The following is a 16,483-nucleotide window of genomic DNA, read 5'->3' as shown; positions in this document are numbered from 1 at the left end:
GGGATCAGTCCTTGGGGCGGAAGCTGATGATCAGGCTGTTGGGCACGGTGCCATCCACGTCGCGCGGCAGCGTTTCGGTTTTGTGCAGGGCACGCACCACGGCCTGGTCCCAAGAGGGGTTGCCGCTGCTCTTGACCACGCGCACGTTGACGATGGTGCCGTCGGGCGCAGCCTTCACTTCCACTTCGGTGCGCGGGTTGCCCTGCAGATCGTCGGGGAAGGTGATGTTGGGGCGCACCTTGGCAGCCACCCGGCCGCCGTAGCCGCCCGAAGGGCCGCCTGAGCCCTTGGCGCCGCCGCTGGGCGAGCCGCCCTTGGCGGAGCTGCCGGCTGCGCCGGATGCGCCTTCTGCACCCGCCAAACCTTGCATGCGGGCCAGATTGGCAGCACGCTGGGCATCGGCGGCCTTGGCGTCGGCTGCAGCCTTGGCTTTGGCGTCGGCGGCCGCTTTGGCCTTGGCGGCAGCGTCAGCCTTCGCCTTGGCGGCGGCTTCTGCCTTGGCCTTTTCGGCTTGCTCGGCCTTCTCGGCTTTTTCGCGTTCGGCCTTTTCCTTCTGGGCTTTTTCCTTGGCGTCCTTTTCCTTTTGCAGGCGGTCTTTCTTCTCCTGCTCCAGGCGTTCCTTCTTTTCTTGCTCCAGACGCTCTTTCTTCTCTTGTTCGAGGCGTTCCTTCTTGTCCTGCTCGGCTTGCTTTTTGCGCTCAGCTTCCTTGCGGTCTTTTTCGCGCTCGGCCTTCTCCGCCTTTTCCTTGGCGTCTTTTTCCTTTTGCAAGCGGTCTTTTTTCTCCTGCTCCAGGCGGTCCTTCTTGTCTTGTTCGACCTGCTTTTTGTGCTCCGCTTCCTTGCGCTCCTTCTCGGCTTGCAATTCGCGTTCTTTTTGCTCGCGCAGCTTCTTCTCCTGCTCTTTTTTCTTGCGCAGGGCGATCTCGGCTTCGTGGTCGTCGTCATCCTCTTGCGCGGCTGCCGGCTTGGGCGGCGGCGTCACCACGGGCTTGACGGCAGGGGCGGGCGGAGGAGGCGGCGGCACCGGAGCAGGCGGTGGCGGAGGTGGCGGTGTTTCATGCACCGGCGGTGGCGGGGGCGGTGTTGGCACGGGCGCAGGCGCGGCCTGCTCGTTGGTGGGCGACCACAGCTCCGCTTCCACCGCGGGCTGGTCGCTGTCACGCGGGTTGCGCACCGTCCACAGCAGGGCGATCACCACCAACAGGTGCGCGCCCAAGGCCAGGGCCCAGGATTTGGCCCGTGACGGTGGTTTGGGTGGTGCGAACTGATCGTGCTCTTGACGAGGGGACATGAAAAATCTTCTTACTTGCTGGCGCCGCCTGCCACTTGCAGAGCAATGCGTTGCACGTTGGCACGCTGCAGGGCGCCCATGGCGTCCATCACTTTCTGGTAGCTCAGGTCTTTGTCAGCCACCAGCAGCACGGCGCTGTCTTCGGGCTGGCTGCTTTGCCAGGTTTTGGCAGCTTCGCCCAGTTCCTTGACGCTGATTTCCTTGGTGCTGCTGCCGGTTTTGAGCTGGATGGTGCCGTCTTTGTCGAGCAGCACATGGGCGATGTTCTTGGTAGGCGGGCGCTCGCTCTTGCCCGCCTTGGGCACATTGATGGCGCCGGGCGTGAGCATGGGTGCTGTGACCATGAAGATGATCAGCAGCACCAGCATCACGTCGATGAACGGCACCATGTTGATTTCGTTCACGGTGCGGCGGTTGCGTTTTCCGCGAGAGGCTACGGCCGGCATGGCAGTTTCCTTTGACTTTTAGTGCGCGTTTGCGTGCAGTGGCTGCGCGCCCAGGTTGCGCTGCAGAATGTTGGAGAACTCTTCGATGAAGGTCTCTTGTGTGCTGGCAATGCGGTCAATGCCGCTGCTGAAGCGGTTGTATGCCGTCACTGCGGGGATGGCGGCAAACAGACCCATGGCGGTGGCCACTAGGGCTTCGGCAATACCGGGGGCCACGGTGGCCAGCGTGATTTGCTCCATGTTGGCAAAGCCGGTGAAGGCGTGCATCACGCCCCAGACGGTACCGAACAGACCGACATACGGCGAGACCGAGCCGATGGTGCCCAGCAGCGACAGACCGGATTCGATCTCGTCCATCTCGCGCTGGAAGCTGGCGCGCATGGCGCGGCGTGTGCCGTCGAGCAAGGTGTCGGGGTTGCTGATGTGGCGCTCGCGCAGCTTTTGGTATTCGCGCATGCCGCTGGCAAAAATGCGTTCCATCGGGCCGCAGGTTTTGACGTTGTGCATGGCGTTCTGGTAGAGCTCGTTGAGGCTGGAGCCGGACCAGAAGTCGGTTTCAAAGGCTTCGTTCTTGTTCTTCACGGCCTTGAGCATGCCGACCTTGCGCAAGATGGTGGCCCAGCAGGCGACCGAGGCGCCGACCAGGATCAGCATCACGAGTTGCACCACCCAGCTGGCGTGCAAGACCAGGCTGGCAATGGACATTTCTTGGGAGTTCATGAGAGGATTTGAATCAGGGTTGGTGGAATTCTTGCGGGCCGCATGCTGGCAGCATCGACCCAGCCGATACGGATGGTACCTGTACACAGCAGCGCAGGTGTATCTGTTGGTTGCTTCGGTTTTAAGAGCACCTGCTGCGCGATGGCCATGGATGCCCGGCCTGCCGATTGGAGTTCGGCGGTGACGATGAGTTCATCGTCAAGGCGTGCCGGTTGTAAATATTTGATGTTTGCTTCGCTCACCACAAACATGCCGCCCACCTCGTCGCGCAGCGCTTGCTGCTCCACGCCCAGCGAGCGCAGCCACTCGGTGCGGCCACGTTCCATGAACTTGAGGTAGTTGGCATAGAACACGATGCCGCCTGCGTCGGTGTCTTCCCAATAGATGCGGATCGGATGGGTGAACGGCATGGTGCTCATGGTGTGCGAGGTTTAGGCGAGCAGCTTTTGCAGGCGGGCAATCGCTTCTTGCAACTGCTCCATGGAGTTGGCGGTGGAAAAGCGCACAAAGCGACCGGTGTCTTGCGTGCCAAAGTCGCGGCCGGGCGTGATGGCCAGGTGGGCGCGCTCCATTACGGCGTAGGCAAAGTCCCAGCTGCCTTGCACACCCAGTTTTTGTGCCGCCTGCGTGCAATCGGCCCAAGCGTAGAAAGCACCGTCGGGCGTTACCGGCACGGGCATGCCCAGCGCTTCGAGCGCGGGGATGAAATAGTCGCGCCGGGCCTTGAACTCGGCGCGGCGGCGTTCGTATTCGGCAATGCTCTCGGGCGCAAAGCAGGCCAGCGCTGCGTGCTGGCTGATGGTACTGGCGCAGATGAACAGGTTTTGTGCCAGACGCTCGATGGCAGGCACCAGCGCTTCGGGCACCACGGCCCAGCCCAGGCGCCAGCCGGTCATGTTGAAGTACTTGCTGAAGCTGTTGATCGAGATGATGTTCTCGTCAATCGCCAACGCCGTCTGGCCATAGGTTTCGTCGTAAGACAGGCCCAGGTAGATTTCGTCGACGATGGTCACGCCGTCGTGCGCTTTGACCACGTTGTGGATCTTGCGCAGCTCGTCGGGTGCAATCGAACTGCCCGTGGGGTTGCTGGGCGAAGCCAGCAGCACGCCGCGCGTTTTTTCGCCCCAGGCGGCTTGCACTTTCTCGGCGCTGAGCTGAAAACGCTCTTGCGCCGTGGTGGGCAGCAGCACCGCGTTGCCCTCGGCAGCGCTCACAAAGTGGCGGTTGCAAGGGTAGCTGGGGTCGGGCATCAACACTTCGTCGCCCGCGTTGATGAGCGCCAGGCACACCAGTTGCAAAGCCGCCGAAGCGCCTGCGGTGATGACGATGCGGCTGGCCGGCACGTCCACACCAAAGCGCTGGGCGTACCAGTCGGACAGGGCCTGGCGCAAAGGCATCAGGCCCAAAGCCGGCGTGTACTGGGTCTGGCCGCTGGCAATGGCCTGGTTGGCGGCTTGCTGCACCAGCGGCGGGGCGGTGAAATCGGGCTCGCCAATGTTCAGAAAGATCATCGGGTCGGCCGTGCCCGCCACTTGGGCTGCCAGTGACTGGGCGGCCTTGGCCACTTCCATCACATAAAACGGCTCAATACGCTCGGCACGGCTGGCAATCTTCATGGTCTCTCTATCCCAACTCAAACTACGCGCTGGCGCTTGGGCTGCAAGTGCCAGGGGCGGTCAAAAAATATCTGCTTAGCAAACGGCAATACAAGAAACCGATGCCGGCGCAGTGCGGGGCATCGGTTCGGGCAGGGCTCAGGCGGCGTTGCTGCGGTCGGCGGCCACTTCGGCGGCGCGCAACTGGGGCGCCAGGGCGTTGAGCACGGCGTTCACATACTTGAAGCCGTCGGTGCCGCCAAATTCTTTGGCCAGCTCAATGCTCTCGTTGATGACCACGCGCCAAGGCACGTCGAGGCAGTTCTGGAACTCGTACACACCGATCCACATGCAGGCATGCTCGATCGGCGAGATTTCGGCCATGCTGCGGTCGAGGTGGGGCGTGATCTGGGCGTTCAGCGCTTCGGCGCTCTCGATGCAGCCGTGCAGCAAGGCGTCGTAGTGAGCGGCATCGGCTTTGTGAAAGCCCGACAGGTCGCGGGTGAAGCTGTCGATGTCGCTGGCGCTGTTGCCGCTGACCAGGTGCTGGTAGAGCGCTTGCAGAGCAAACTCACGGGAGCGGCTGCGGTTGGATTTGGAAGCCGCCTTGCGCGCGCCGGTGGAGGTCAGGCCCTTGCGGGACTGGCGCGGTGGGCGCTGCTTGGGGCTGCTGGATTCGCTGGAGTCTTGGTCGGTCATAGTGTTTCTAGCAGATTGGCCATCTCGACAGCGACGATGGCGGCATCGCGCCCTTTTTCCGTCTGGCGGGCGATGGCCTGTTCTTCGTTTTCGGTGGTGATGATGGCATTGGCGATCGGAATCTGGAAGTCCAGCGCGACTCGCGTCACGCCGGCGCCCGATTCGTTGGCCACCAGCTCAAAGTGGTAGGTTTCGCCACGGATGATGCAGCCCAGCGCGATCAGTGCGTCGTAGTCTTCCGACTCGGCCATGGCCTGCAGGGCCACGGGCACTTCCAGCGCGCCAGGCACTTTGACGTGGCGGATGTTCTCGGGCTGCACGCCCATGGCCGCCAACTCTTGCAGGCAAGCCTGGGCGAGCGTGTTGGTGATGCTTTCATTGAAGCGCGCCTGCACGATACCGATGGCCAGCTTGCTGCCGTCGAGGTGGGTGGCGCTGCCTTTTTCTGCTCCAAACATGGCTTATTCCTTGCTGATGTATCCGGTGATTTCGAGGCCGAAACCTGCCATGCTCGGCAGACGGCGCGGGGTGCCCAGCAGGCGCATTTTCTGCACGCCGCAGTCGCGCAGAATCTGTGCGCCAATGCCGTAGGTGCGCAGGTCCATGCGGCCGCGCTCGGGGGCCTGGGCGGCGCGGGCCTTGCCGTCGAACTGGCTCACCAGTTGGTCGGCGCTTTCATTGCAGTTGAGCAGCACGGCTACGCCGCAGGCTTGCTTTTGCAGGTAGGCGAGGCTGGCGTCCAGCGTCCAGCTGTGCATGGAGCGGCCGGTTTCCAGCAGGTCCATCACCGACAGCGGCTCGTGCACGCGCACCGGCACGTCGGCCTCGGCCGTGATCGGGCCTTTGACCAGGGCCATGTGTACAGCGTGGCTGGCGCGGTCTTGGTACAGGTGGGCGGTGAACTCGCCTTGCGCGGTTTGCAGGCTGCGGCTGCTGATGCGCTCAACCAGGGTTTCGTGGCGGCTGCGGTATTCGATCAGATCGGCGATGGTGCCGATCTTGATGCCGTGCTCGGCGCAGAACAACTGCAGATCGGGCAGGCGGGCCATGGTGCCGTCGTCCTTCATCACCTCGCAGATCACCGACGAGGGCGAGCAACCAGCCATGCGGGCCAGGTCGCAACCGGCTTCGGTGTGGCCGGCGCGCATGAGCACGCCGCCGTCTACCGCTTGCAGCGGGAAGACGTGGCCGGGTTGCACCAAGTCGTTGGCCTTGGCGTGCGGGGCGACGGCCGCTTGCACGGTGCGGGCGCGGTCAGCGGCGGAGATGCCGGTGGTCACGCCTTCGGCGGCTTCGATGGAAACAGTGAATGCGGTAGACAGCGGGGCGCCGTTGCGCGCCGTCATCTGGCGCAGCTCCAGGCGTTCGCAGCGCTCGCGGGTCAGGGTCAGGCAGATCAGGCCACGGCCATACTTGGCCATGAAGTTGATGGCCTCGGGCGTGACATGGTCCGAGGCCAGCACCAGATCGCCCTCGTTCTCGCGGTCTTCTTCGTCGACCAGGATGACCATGCGCCCAGCGCGCATTTCGGCAACGATTTCCTCCACCGGAGAGATCGGTGCAGGGGACAAGGTGCTGCTCATGAATTGCCTTTAAAGAACTAGGTGGCGGGTATGCCGTTACATCACCGGGCAGGCCAGGGTGGCGGCCGCCAGGCAGTAAAAACCCCAATTTTAGACCAGCTGCCTCTGGTTTGCGGGCAGTTGGCCATTCTTGAGAGCCGGATAGGGCCAGGCTTGACGCTTGGCAAAAGCGGCAAAAAAGCGCAGCCAGACCGCGGTGACGCTGCGCGCGCGCTATCAATACTCGCCGCGCAGCAGCACCACGTTGCCGTCGGGGTAGGCCACGCAGGGCAGGATGCAGCCCGCTTCCTTGTCCTCGGGGCTCAAACCCGGCCATTCAATCTCATAGTGCACCGAGCCCGATTTCAGGCGCCCCACGCAGGTGCGGCAGGTGCCATTGCGGCAGCTGCTGGGCCAGTTCACACCGCCTTCCTCCAGCGACTGCAGCAAGGGCGTGTCGGCCCAGGCGTCCACCTGGATGTCTTCGTTGTCGATCTGTGCGTTGTAGAGCTCTGGGGTGATGGGCATGGTTTTGGGCGGTGGCCGCCGCCAAGGGCGCGGTCACCGTCTATCAAACAAGTAAAAATAATAGCGCCTGGCGTATGCTGGGCGTGCTCAATCGGCCTGAAGGCCTGGAAATCGCAGCGTTTGCTGAAATTGCGGGCAATGTAACACGCTGGTAATAAAAACATGGGCTTAGCGGTTGAAATCGGGCCGAACCTCCACTTATCCACATGGTTGTTCATCAAATTTCGGGATAACCCTAGGTGGGCAACAGCGCGAGCCGGCGCCGGTGTGCTGCGCCTGTCGCCCAAGCGGCGGACTGCGCTGGTCTGCTGCCGTACAGTGCGGCTGCATTACAGCTCAGTTGATAGAGCTGTTCAATAACAAGGGGCGAGGGCCCCGCAGCCAAGAGGTGCAAAGCTATGGGACTGGACTTCAGCGATCGGGTGGCTATCGTCACGGGAGCAGGCGGCGGCCTGGGCCGCGAGCATGCACTGGCGCTGGCGCGGCGCGGTGCCAAAGTAGTGGTCAATGATCCGGGTGGCGCGGTCGATGGCCGGGGCAACTCGTCTGCCGCTGAGCAAGTGGTGCAAGAGATTGTGGCCGCAGGCGGCACCGCCATGGCCAACCATGCTTCGGTGACCGATTTTGGCGCAGTGCAAGCCATGGTTGAACAGGTCATGGAGCGCTGGGGCCAGATCGACGTGCTGGTCAACAACGCCGGCATCTTGCGCGACAAGAGCTTTGCCAAGATGGATATGGATGATTTCCGCCAGGTGCTCGATGTTCACCTGATGGGCAGCGTGCACTGCTGCAAAGCCGTCTGGCCGCACATGCAAGCCGCGCAATATGGCCGCATTGTGCTCACCACGTCTTCGTCCGGCCTGTTCGGCAACTTTGGTCAGAGCAACTATGGCGCCGCCAAAATGGCCCTAGTCGGCCTGATGCAAACCTTGGCGCTCGAAGGGGCCAAGTACCACATTCACGTCAACGCTTTGGCGCCCACTGCGGCCACGCGCATGACCGAAGGCTTGCTGGCGCCCGATGTATTGCGCGCCTTGCGCCCCGAGCTGGTTTGCCCGGCCATGCTGGTGCTGGCGCACGAGAGCGCGCCCAGCCGCACCATCTTGTGCGCTGGCGCGGGCAGCTTCGAGGCATCGCACATCACCATGACGCGCGGCATCCACATCAGCACGGATTGCGTGCCGCTGGCCGACATGGATGCGCGCCTGGCCGAGCAACTGCCCCAGGTGCTGGAGCGCGCTGGCGACAGCGTGCCCGACAACGGCTTTGTGCAGGCCGATATGGAAATGCGCAAAGCTCTGCAAAAACTGCACTGAGCACCGGAGCACCGGAGCACCGGAGCACCGGAGCACCGGAGCACCGGAGCACCGGAGCACCGGAGCACCGGACCGCAGAGCCGCCTACACCGGCGGCTGCGGGCTTGCTGGCGCGGCCCGCGAAAATCCCGCCGTTGGATCAGGCTGAGTGCAAATCGGCCAGCCAAGGCGGGCGCAACCTGCTAAGGTGCGCCCAAATGGCATACAAGAATGCAGATGAACCAAATCCAACAAAAAATTGACGCGGTAGGTGCAGAGCGTCTGCGCCAAATGGGCCGCGGCATCGAAAAAGAAGGCTTGCGCGTCTCGGCCGACGGCTCGCTGGCACTCACGCCGCACCCGGCGGCCCTGGGCTCGGCGCTCACGCACCCCAGCATCACCACCGATTACAGCGAATCGCAGATCGAAATCATCACCGGCGTGCACCAAAGCGTGCAAGGCTGCCTGGACGATCTGGCTCAGGTGCACCAGTACGTCTACCAGGTGCTGCAAGCCAACGACGAGCGTTTGTGGATATCGAGCATGCCTTGCTCGCTGCCGTCCGACGAAACCATTCCGCTGGGCCGCTACGGCACCTCCAACATCGGCCGCTCCAAAAGCGTCTACCGCATGGGCCTGGGCCATCGCTATGGCCGCCGCATGCAAACCATCTCGGGCATCCACTACAACTGGTCCATGCCCGGCATCAGCAGCGAAGAATACTTTGGCCTGATCCGCAACTTCCGCCGCGAAGCCTTTGTGCTGCTCTACCTGTTTGGCGCCTCGCCCGTGCTCTGTCCGTGCTTTGTGCAAGGCCGCCAGCACCAGCTGCAGCCGCTGGGCGACGGCAGTGGCGCGCTCTACCTGCCGCACGCCACATCGCTGCGCATGGGGCGCCTGGGCTACCAAAGCGATGCGCAAGCCTCCATCAACGTCAGCTACAACCACCTCAAGGGCTATGCTGATTCGCTGTACGGGGCGCTCACCAAGCCTTACCCGGATTACGAAAAAATCGGCGTGCGCAACCTGGGCGGCGAGTACAACCAGCTTGGCACCAGCCTGCTGCAGATCGAGAACGAGTTCTACGGCACCATCCGCCCCAAGCGCACGGTGCAACGCGGCGAGCGCCCGCTGCACGCACTGCGCGAACGCGGTGTGGAATATGTCGAAGTGCGGCTGATGGACATCAATCCGTTCGAGAACATGGGCATCTCGCAGCAAACCATGCGCTTGCTCGACGTGTTCCTGCTGCACTGCCTGCTGAGCGACAGCCCACCCGATTCGCCCGCCGAAATCGCCGAGATGAAGCACAACCAGCACATGGCTGCCGAGCGCGGCCGCGAGCCCGGCCTGAAGCTGCAACGCCAAGGCCAAGAAGTGCTGCTGGTGGATTGGGCTGCCGAAGTGCTGGCCGCCTGCCAACCGATTGCCGCCGCGCTGGACGCTGCGCACAGCAGTACCGACTACAGCGCCGCACTGGCCCACGCCAAAATGCTGCTGGCCGAACCGGAGCAAACCCCGTCGGCCCAGGTGCTGGCCGTGGTGCAGCGCGATTTTGCCTCCAACTTCAAACGCTTTGGCGCCGCCCGCTCCGAATGGGCCCGCGATGTCACCATGGCCCGCCCCTGGAGCGACGCACTCACCCAGCGCTACCAGGCGTTGGCCGCTGAATCCGTGCAAGCGCAAAAAGCCATGGAAGCAGCCGACACCATGCCATTTGAGGAATGGCGGCAGAACTACATGTCGCCAGAACACCTGGTGGTGTGAAGCGGTGATGCCATGACCGTGTGACGGCGATGGTGCGTCCCCAAAAACAAGAAGCCCGCGCAATGCGGGCTTCTTTGTTGGGGGCTCAGCGCCGGGTGGTCAGCGCAGGTTTCTCACTGCGCCGCTGGCCGCTTTGGCTTGGTCGTTGGCCTGCTCCAGCAGCTCGCTGGCGTTGGCAATCATTACGCCAACCGCTTCCATCAAGCCCATACGCAGGTTGTCGCCCAACACCATGGCGGTATTGCTGCAATCGTCGCCGGTTTCGGAAATCAGGATGCGGTTAACTGCGTCCATGCCGCGCAGGCTGCGGGCGAGGTGGGCCACTTGGTGGCTTTGCAGTTGCACGGGGCGGGTAAAGCCGGCAGCTTCGCTGTCGCGGGCGGCTTCGTGCAGGTTCAGCGGCGTGCAATCGTCTCGTAGTGAATCGCTCATTGCGCACCTCCTGCATTCTGAGAGAGATGGTGGCAAAGCAGGCTGGCGCTGCGCTGAGAGAAAGCCATTGGTGTCATGGTTCCGTGCTCCTATATGAGACTTTGAAGCCACCGACTTGTGTTCTTACGCACAAACAGGTGGACGGGATGTTAAGAACACGTATATAGACGTGCGGACAGCCTCACGGACAGCCCCATCCCGTCCGAAACCGGCGAGCGCAAGCGTAGCTTGGCCCGAGAATCCAGACGTGACAAAGCCTCACTGACGGGGAGGCTGCACCGCTATATAAAAAAGGTGTTCTTACGCACCAGCCCTTTTACGGAGGGCTGGGTAGATTATGGCATGGCGCCTGGTTTGTGGCACCTGTCGATTCCTCTTGTGTTTTGGACAACCAAGGCCAAGGCAGGCAACACAAGCGGTTGATTGAATTGATGATTCCCTATCTTTGCTCACTGCCGCAAGCGCACTTCGGCTGTATTTCCAGCAAGAAATTTTGATATAGGGGGGCTTGTCTGCGCGTGGCTTGGTGCTCTGCCCATTCATCCTGGCAAGGTGGTTCAGTTGCTAGCATCTGCGCTTGCCTCAGCGGTACAGCAGTGTCAGCTATCGGCCAAAAGCGGTCATTCACCAAGCCACTCTAAAAGCAGACCTTGGAATCCAAACTACTGTATAAACATCCAATGGTACAAATGTACTATCGCGTGTTTCAATTTGTTATGTGTGTAATTGGATAACTACAACTGTGGTCGCAGCCCGTTTTGCGACCCAATCCATGCCTTGGACATGAGGGGGTTATCGATTGAATAGCAGCAGATTGCGCACGCACCGGGCCATTAGCACGTCAGCTTGCAATGCCACTTCCCACAACAATTCATCACAGCTACTACTACTAATCAGATGCCAGCAAGCGTTGCTTGGCTTCTTTGCCTGTATAGAAAGCAGTTTGTCAACTGTCCGGGCATGGCTTGGGGCTGTATTCGTTTTCTTTCTAACCGCCTGGTCCGGTGGCGCGCATGCGCAAACCGCTGCACCATGGGAGCTCTTGGCGCCACCAGCGTTCACTACAACCCAGGTTAGCTACACCTCGCTGGCCTTTGGCCCCGATAACAAGCCCTATGTAGCCTACCGGGATGGGGCTAACGGTAACAAAGCCACGGTGATGCGCCTGAACGCGGCAGGCACGGCCTGGGAGGCGGTGGGCTCGGCGGGCTTTTCTGCGGGGGATGCTTACTACACCTCGCTGGCTTTTGGCCCCGATGGCAAGCCCTATGTAGCCTACCGGGATGGGGGTACCGGAGGCAAAGCCACGGTGATGCGCCTGAACGCGGCAGGCACGGCCTGGGAGGCGGTGGGCTCGGCGGGCTTTTCTGCGGGGGATGCCAACTTCACCTCGCTGGCCTTTGGCCCCGATGGCAAGCCCTATGTGGTCTATCGCGATGCGGCCAACGGCCAAAAAGCCACGGTGATGCGCCTGAACGCGGCAGGCACGGCCTGGGAGGCGGTGGGCTCGGTGGCCTTTTCTGCGGGGCGGGCTGACTACACCACGCTGGCCTTTGGCCCCGATGGCAAGCCCTATGTAGCCTACCAGGATGCGGGCAACGGCTACAAAGCCACGGTGATGCGCCTGAACGCGGCAGGCACGGCCTGGGAGGCGGTGGGCCCGGCGGGCTTTTCTGCGGGGGATGCCAACTTCACCTCGCTGGCCTTTGGCCCCGATGGCCAGCCCTATCTGGCCTACTGGGATGGGGCTAACAGAGGCAAAGCCACGGTGATGCGCCTGAACGCGGCAGGCACGTGGGAGGCAGTGGGCTCGGCGGGCTTTTCTGCGGGGGGGGCTTACTACACCTCGCTGGCTTTTGGCCCCGATGGCGAGCCCTATGTGGCCTATATGGAAGGGGCTAACGGCTACAAAGCCACGGTGATGCGCCTGAACGCGGCAGGCACGGCCTGGGAGGCGGTGGGCTCGGTGGCCTTTTCTGCAGGGCAGGCTGACTACACCACGCTGGCCTTTGGCCCCGATGGCAAGCCCTATGTGGTCTATCGCGATGCGGCCAACGGCCAAAAAGCCACGGTGATGCGCCTGAACGCGGCAGGCACGGCCTGGGAGGCGGTGGGCTCGGCGGCCTTTTCTGCGGGGCAGGCTGCCTACACCTCGCTGGCTATTGGCCCCGATGACAAGCCCTATGTGGCTTACCAGGATGGGGCTAACGGCTTCAAAGCCACGGTGATGCGCCTGAACGCGGCAAGCACGGCCTGGGAGGCGGTGGGCCCGGCGGGCTTTTCTGCGGGGCTGACTTACTACACCACGCTGGCCTTTGGCCCCGATGGCAAGCCCTATGTGGTCTATCGCGATGCGGCCAACGGCCAAAAAGCCACGGTGATGCGCCTGAACGCGGCAGGCACGGCCTGGGAGGCGGTGGGCTCGGTGGCCTTTTCTGCGGGGCGGGCTGACTACACCACGCTGGCCTTTGGCCCCGATGGCAAGCCCTATGTAGCCTACCAGGATGCGGGCAACGGCTACAAAGCCACGGTGATGCGCCTGAACGCGGCAGGCACGGCCTGGGAGGCGGTGGGCTCGGCGGGCTTTTCTGCGGGGCAGGCTTACTACACCTCGCTGGCCTTTGGCGCCGATGGCCAGCCCTATGTGGCCTACGGGGATATGGCTAACGGCACCAAAGCCACGGTGATGCGCCTGAACGCGGCAGGCACGGCCTGGGAGGCGGTGGGCTCGGCGGGCTTTTCTGCGGGGCAGGCTTACTACACGTCGCTGGCCTTTGGCGCCGATGGCCAGCCCTATGTGGCCTACCGGGACGGGAGCCGAGGCGATATCGCTTCGGTCATGCGCTGGACGCAATCGGTGCCATCACTGCCTGATGCACCGCAGAACGTGCAAGCTGTGGCAGGAGCGGCCAGTGCCACGCTCACCTTTGACGCCCCCATCAATACGGGCGGTGCTGGCGTTGTGATTACAGGCTATACCGTGACGTCTCAACCTGCAGGGGCTGTTTGCTCGGTCACTGTCAACGCGAGCAGCACCCAACAGACCTGTACCGCAACAGGCCTGACCAATGGAGTGAGCTACACCTTTAGCGTAGTGGCCACCAATGTCGTGGGTGACGGGCCTGCGGCCACCAGCAATGCAGTGACACCGACCGCCAACTTGACACTGGCCTTGCCAGCTAACGCAACGAACGCCCAATTAGGCGAGGCCTACCAATTGCCACTGGCTGCCAGTGGCGGTACCGGAGGCTACAGCTATGCATTGACTCCTGCCAGTGCTGCCTTGCCTGCGGGCTTGAGTCTGAACACCAGCACGGGTGCTATTACGGGTACGCCTACGGCAGCAGGCAGCTACCCGGTCACGGTGCAAGTGACCGACAGTGCAGGCCATACAGCTTCGCTGCCTCTGACCATAACCGTGGTCCTGGCTGATGTGACGGTACCCACAGCTAACCAGACACTACCAGCGGCGGTGGTGGGCACGCCATACAACGCGAGCATCGTCGCCACTGGGGGGGCCGGAGGTTATGGCTTTAGCGTTAGCGCAGGCCAACTCCCTGCTGGATTGACGCTCAACCCCGATACCGGCGCCATCACTGGCACCCCAACCCAAGTAGAGTCACAAGGCTTTAGCATCACCATCGTGGACAGTACTTTGAAATCTGCACGCCTCAAAGCTGGAGGCACCACCGTGCACAGCACAACGCAAGCCTTCAGCATCGCGGTGACGGCGGCAGCTGTGGCGCCTACGTCGGCAACCCCAGTTCCGACCCTTGGTGCATGGGCGGTGGTGCTGCTGAATCTGGCTGCTGCTGTGCTAGGAGCGCTGGGGCTGGCCTGGAGAAGAAAGTCTGCTCGGGCTTAAACGCTTAGCCCATCAAAACAATATCAAACCACCTGCGGGTGGTTTGATTCATTGTGGGGATGGTTGATGTGGTGAATGGCTGCTTTGTGAATCACTGAACTTCTGCTTTGGGTCGATAGCTGTCATCGGAACAAGGTCACCCCCTGGCCAGATCCGTAGGATCTTTGCCAGATGGTAAGAATGGAGGGATCAACCGTTCTCACTGATTTTGCAAATGTCGTTGATGTGCAAGGGCACGAATTGGCAACATCCATGACATCCTGGACATTTTGATGCGCTTGTGGTGCGGCATACATCCGCAAAAAGCTGCTCAATCAAACATAAAAATGCTAATATTTTGGCGTTTCCAATAACAAAGTAATGAAATATTAGCCTTATGGCCAAAACTACTGCCGCGCTGTTGCCCTCTACCCAGCAGCTTCTCACCGAATTTGGCGAGCGGCTCAAGCTCGCACGCCTGCGCCGAAAGCTGACGGCCAAGCAGGTAGCAGAACGGGCGGGGATGTCGCCCATGACTTTGCGCTCGTTGGAGGCTGGCGGTGCGGGCGTGACGATGGGCGCCTACCTGTCCGTCATGCAGGTGCTGGGTTTGGCCCGCGATTTTGCGTTGTTGGCTGCTGAGGACGAGCTGGGCCGCAAGCTCCAAGATGCCCGGATGATCAAGAGCGAGGCCGTGCCGCGGACGGCGGCGCAGAAAGTGGCTCGCCCTGGCTCAGGCTCCAGCGGCTTGGCCGGGCGTGCAGCGTCAGGTGAGGCCATCAAACCGGCAAAGCCAGACCGGGCATCCACAGTAACGGCAGCAGCGCCCGCGGTTGGCGATATGAAGACCACCGAGGCGCTCAGTGCCTTGATCAAAAGGTCGCAACGCATGCGAGCAGTAAAGCCATGAGCAAGATTGCTGTTTATGGCGATTGGGAAGGATTGCCAGAGCCCTTGCGGTTGGGCTTTTTGCATAGCCGCAGAACCCGTGCTTCCGAAGTGTTTGAGTTCGAATATCTGGCGCAGACGCTCGCCGATCCCCACTTGGCTGCGGTGCAGTTGGACCCGGAAATTCAAAATTTTGCCGGGCGGCAGTATCCGGTTCCGCCAAGGACAAAGTTCGGTGTATTCGATGATTCGAGCCCGGACCGTTGGGGGCGTCTATTGATGGATAGGCGGTTTGAGCGGGACAAGCGGGCAGGGCGTTTGCCCGCGGATGCGCGTCTCTACGAATCGGATTACCTGCTGGGTGTCCACGACCTGTATCGCGTGGGGGCGCTCCGGTATCGGCTGGAGGATGAAGGGGCTTTCCTCGACAACCGAATCGATGTTGCCGCGCCGCCGTTCACTGAAATTCGTGCCCTGGAGCAAGCCAGCCGCTCGTTGGAGCAGGATCCGGACAATGTCGCAGCTCAGGGGGCGGAATGGCTGCGCATGCTGATCGCGCCGGGCGGCTCGCTCGGCGGTGCTCGGCCCAAGGCCAGCGTTGTGGATGATGCCGGCCACTTGTATATCGCCAAATTTCCCAGCGTACGCGACACCTACGATGTCGGTGGCTGGGAAATGGTGACAAATGCGTTGGCAAATGCATGCGGCCTGCAAGTGGCTCCAGCACAGGCGAGAAAATTTGCCAGCGACTACCACTGTTTCATGGTGAGGCGCTTTGACCGCACGGAGGCAGGGCGCCGGCTGCATTTTGCATCGGCGATGACGATGACGGGGCGCAGCGATGGTGATGATGCTACGGCAGGTGTCAGCTACCTGGAGCTGGCGGAAGTCATCATGAGGCAGGGCTCGCAGCCCAACGAGGATCTGCGAGAGCTTTGGTCGCGCATTGTTTTCAATATCCTCGTCTCCAATACGGACGATCATCTGCGCAACCACGGTTTCATCTTGGAGCCTGGCAAAGGGTGGCGGCTGTCGCAGGCTTACGACATGAACCCTGTCCCGCATGCCGATGGGCTCAAACTCAACATTACCGATGCGGACAATGCGCTTGATCTTGAGCTGGCAAGAGAAGTTGCAGAGTACTTTCGCTTGAGCCTTGTGGAGGCAGACCAGAGCATTGCGGAGTTTCAAGCCATCGTCGGCCAATGGCGCGCAGTGGCCGAGAACCTGGGACTGTCGGCGAACGAGCAGAACCGAATGGCGAATGCTTTCCGGCTTGCTGCTTGAAAAGAGCCGGCTTGCCATGCTCGGCAGCCCGCTGCTCAGGCGTCCGACTTCAGCGGAGGTTTGAGCGATTCGCCTTCGCTGCAGCGGCACCAGGGCACAACAACAGGTTTGTTCGCGCCGTGTTGAAGA

16 protein-coding genes are annotated in these 16,483 nt (G+C 61.9%); 6 read left to right on the top strand and 10 right to left on the bottom strand.

Annotated features, from left to right (window positions below):
• Positions 1–4: 4 nt before the first annotated feature.
• The 9 genes from tolA to ACFIQF_RS00965 all read right to left on the bottom strand — a co-directional run bounded on the left by tolA (position 5) and on the right by ACFIQF_RS00965 (position 6,841).
• Complete coding sequence (gene tolA / locus ACFIQF_RS01005; protein WP_393939321.1) at positions 5–1,291, bottom strand: cell envelope integrity protein TolA; 1,287 nt, start codon at positions 1,289–1,291, stop codon at positions 5–7.
• A gap of 11 nt (positions 1,292–1,302) precedes the next feature.
• Positions 1,303–1,737 (bottom strand): ExbD/TolR family protein, encoded by a 435-nt coding sequence (locus ACFIQF_RS01000; protein WP_393939320.1) that lies wholly within the window; start codon positions 1,735–1,737, stop codon positions 1,303–1,305.
• Between the two features lie 18 nt (positions 1,738–1,755).
• On the bottom strand, positions 1,756–2,457 hold the full coding sequence (gene tolQ / locus ACFIQF_RS00995; RefSeq protein ID WP_393939318.1) for a protein TolQ: 702 nt from the start codon (positions 2,455–2,457) through the stop codon (positions 1,756–1,758).
• Positions 2,454–2,867 carry a tol-pal system-associated acyl-CoA thioesterase gene (gene ybgC / locus ACFIQF_RS00990; protein ID WP_393939511.1) on the bottom strand — a complete coding sequence of 138 codons (414 nt, stop codon included), beginning with the start codon at positions 2,865–2,867 and terminating at the stop codon, positions 2,454–2,456. Before ybgC ends, tolQ begins: the two co-directional genes overlap by 4 nt.
• 21 nt (positions 2,868–2,888) lie before the next feature.
• Positions 2,889–4,073 carry a pyridoxal phosphate-dependent aminotransferase gene (locus ACFIQF_RS00985; protein WP_393939316.1) on the bottom strand — a complete coding sequence of 395 codons (1,185 nt, stop codon included), beginning with the start codon at positions 4,071–4,073 and terminating at the stop codon, positions 2,889–2,891.
• A 138-nt stretch (positions 4,074–4,211) separates the two neighbouring features.
• Positions 4,212–4,751, bottom strand: a complete 540-nt coding sequence (gene nusB, locus ACFIQF_RS00980) for a transcription antitermination factor NusB (RefSeq protein WP_393939314.1) — start codon at positions 4,749–4,751, stop codon at positions 4,212–4,214.
• On the bottom strand, positions 4,748–5,209 hold the full coding sequence (gene ribH, locus ACFIQF_RS00975; protein WP_393939312.1) for a 6,7-dimethyl-8-ribityllumazine synthase: 462 nt from the start codon (positions 5,207–5,209) through the stop codon (positions 4,748–4,750). The genes nusB and ribH overlap by 4 nt, the downstream gene beginning before the upstream one ends.
• Positions 5,210–5,212: 3 nt before the next feature.
• Positions 5,213–6,334, bottom strand: a complete 1,122-nt coding sequence (gene ribBA, locus ACFIQF_RS00970) for a bifunctional 3,4-dihydroxy-2-butanone-4-phosphate synthase/GTP cyclohydrolase II (RefSeq protein WP_393939310.1) — start codon at positions 6,332–6,334, stop codon at positions 5,213–5,215.
• A 216-nt stretch (positions 6,335–6,550) separates the two neighbouring features.
• Entirely contained in the window at positions 6,551–6,841 is a 291-nt protein-coding gene (locus ACFIQF_RS00965; RefSeq protein WP_393939309.1) for a 2Fe-2S iron-sulfur cluster-binding protein, read from the bottom strand.
• Between the two features lie 11 nt (positions 6,842–6,852).
• On the opposite strand from ACFIQF_RS00965, the gene ACFIQF_RS00960 reads away from it, so the two are divergent.
• The 3 genes from ACFIQF_RS00960 to gshA all read left to right on the top strand — a co-directional run bounded on the left by ACFIQF_RS00960 (position 6,853) and on the right by gshA (position 9,903).
• Positions 6,853–6,996, top strand: coding sequence for a hypothetical protein (locus ACFIQF_RS00960; RefSeq protein WP_393939307.1), 144 nt, complete (start codon positions 6,853–6,855; stop codon positions 6,994–6,996).
• Positions 6,997–7,239: 243 nt separating this feature from the next.
• Positions 7,240–8,157, top strand: coding sequence for an SDR family NAD(P)-dependent oxidoreductase (locus ACFIQF_RS00955; RefSeq protein WP_393939305.1), 918 nt, complete (start codon positions 7,240–7,242; stop codon positions 8,155–8,157).
• Positions 8,158–8,373: 216 nt separating this feature from the next.
• Positions 8,374–9,903 (top strand): glutamate--cysteine ligase, encoded by a 1,530-nt coding sequence (gene gshA, locus ACFIQF_RS00950; protein ID WP_393939303.1) that lies wholly within the window; start codon positions 8,374–8,376, stop codon positions 9,901–9,903.
• Between the two features lie 99 nt (positions 9,904–10,002).
• On the opposite strand, the gene ACFIQF_RS00945 is transcribed toward gshA, so the two are convergent.
• Positions 10,003–10,335, bottom strand: coding sequence for a hypothetical protein (locus ACFIQF_RS00945; protein ID WP_393939301.1), 333 nt, complete (start codon positions 10,333–10,335; stop codon positions 10,003–10,005).
• Positions 10,336–11,377: 1,042 nt separating this feature from the next.
• Here ACFIQF_RS00945 and ACFIQF_RS00940 point away from each other — a divergent pair.
• The 3 genes from ACFIQF_RS00940 (at position 11,378) to ACFIQF_RS00930 (ending at position 16,354) form a co-directional block, all read left to right on the top strand.
• The gene (locus ACFIQF_RS00940; RefSeq protein WP_393939299.1) at positions 11,378–14,200 is read left to right on the top strand and encodes a putative Ig domain-containing protein; all 2,823 of its coding nucleotides are present in this window, start codon (positions 11,378–11,380) and stop codon (positions 14,198–14,200) included.
• 376 nt (positions 14,201–14,576) lie between these two features.
• Positions 14,577–15,089 (top strand): helix-turn-helix domain-containing protein, encoded by a 513-nt coding sequence (locus ACFIQF_RS00935; protein ID WP_393939298.1) that lies wholly within the window; start codon positions 14,577–14,579, stop codon positions 15,087–15,089.
• Positions 15,086–16,354 (top strand): type II toxin-antitoxin system HipA family toxin, encoded by a 1,269-nt coding sequence (locus tag ACFIQF_RS00930; protein ID WP_393939296.1) that lies wholly within the window; start codon positions 15,086–15,088, stop codon positions 16,352–16,354. The genes ACFIQF_RS00935 and ACFIQF_RS00930 overlap by 4 nt, the downstream gene beginning before the upstream one ends.
• Positions 16,355–16,483 lie beyond the last annotated feature (129 nt).

Source organism: Comamonas trifloxystrobinivorans, assembly GCF_043359985.1.
GTDB classification, from domain to species: Bacteria; Pseudomonadota; Gammaproteobacteria; order Burkholderiales; family Burkholderiaceae_C; genus Comamonas; species Comamonas trifloxystrobinivorans.
This window is presented reverse-complemented; position numbering and strand designations above follow the sequence as displayed.

Excerpts from the sequence above, each read along its gene's own strand:
- ACFIQF_RS00985 (WP_393939316.1), bottom strand. The coding sequence starts at position 4,073 with ATGAAGATTGCCAGCCGTGCCGAGCGTATTGAGCCGTTTTATGTGATG.
- nusB (WP_393939314.1), bottom strand. The coding sequence starts at position 4,751 with ATGACCGACCAAGACTCCAGCGAATCCAGCAGCCCCAAGCAGCGCCCA.
- ACFIQF_RS00930 (WP_393939296.1), top strand. The coding sequence starts at position 15,086 with ATGAGCAAGATTGCTGTTTATGGCGATTGGGAAGGATTGCCAGAGCCC.
- ACFIQF_RS00955 (WP_393939305.1), top strand. The coding sequence starts at position 7,240 with ATGGGACTGGACTTCAGCGATCGGGTGGCTATCGTCACGGGAGCAGGC.
- ACFIQF_RS00965 (WP_393939309.1), bottom strand. The coding sequence starts at position 6,841 with ATGCCCATCACCCCAGAGCTCTACAACGCACAGATCGACAACGAAGAC.
- gshA (WP_393939303.1), top strand. The coding sequence starts at position 8,374 with ATGAACCAAATCCAACAAAAAATTGACGCGGTAGGTGCAGAGCGTCTG.
- tolA (WP_393939321.1), bottom strand. The coding sequence starts at position 1,291 with ATGTCCCCTCGTCAAGAGCACGATCAGTTCGCACCACCCAAACCACCG.
- ACFIQF_RS00935 (WP_393939298.1), top strand. The coding sequence starts at position 14,577 with ATGGCCAAAACTACTGCCGCGCTGTTGCCCTCTACCCAGCAGCTTCTC.
- ACFIQF_RS00945 (WP_393939301.1), bottom strand. The coding sequence starts at position 10,335 with ATGAGCGATTCACTACGAGACGATTGCACGCCGCTGAACCTGCACGAA.
- tolQ (WP_393939318.1), bottom strand. The coding sequence starts at position 2,457 with ATGAACTCCCAAGAAATGTCCATTGCCAGCCTGGTCTTGCACGCCAGC.
- ribBA (WP_393939310.1), bottom strand. The coding sequence starts at position 6,334 with ATGAGCAGCACCTTGTCCCCTGCACCGATCTCTCCGGTGGAGGAAATC.
- ybgC (WP_393939511.1), bottom strand. The coding sequence starts at position 2,867 with ATGCCGTTCACCCATCCGATCCGCATCTATTGGGAAGACACCGACGCA.
- ribH (WP_393939312.1), bottom strand. The coding sequence starts at position 5,209 with ATGTTTGGAGCAGAAAAAGGCAGCGCCACCCACCTCGACGGCAGCAAG.
- ACFIQF_RS01000 (WP_393939320.1), bottom strand. The coding sequence starts at position 1,737 with ATGCCGGCCGTAGCCTCTCGCGGAAAACGCAACCGCCGCACCGTGAAC.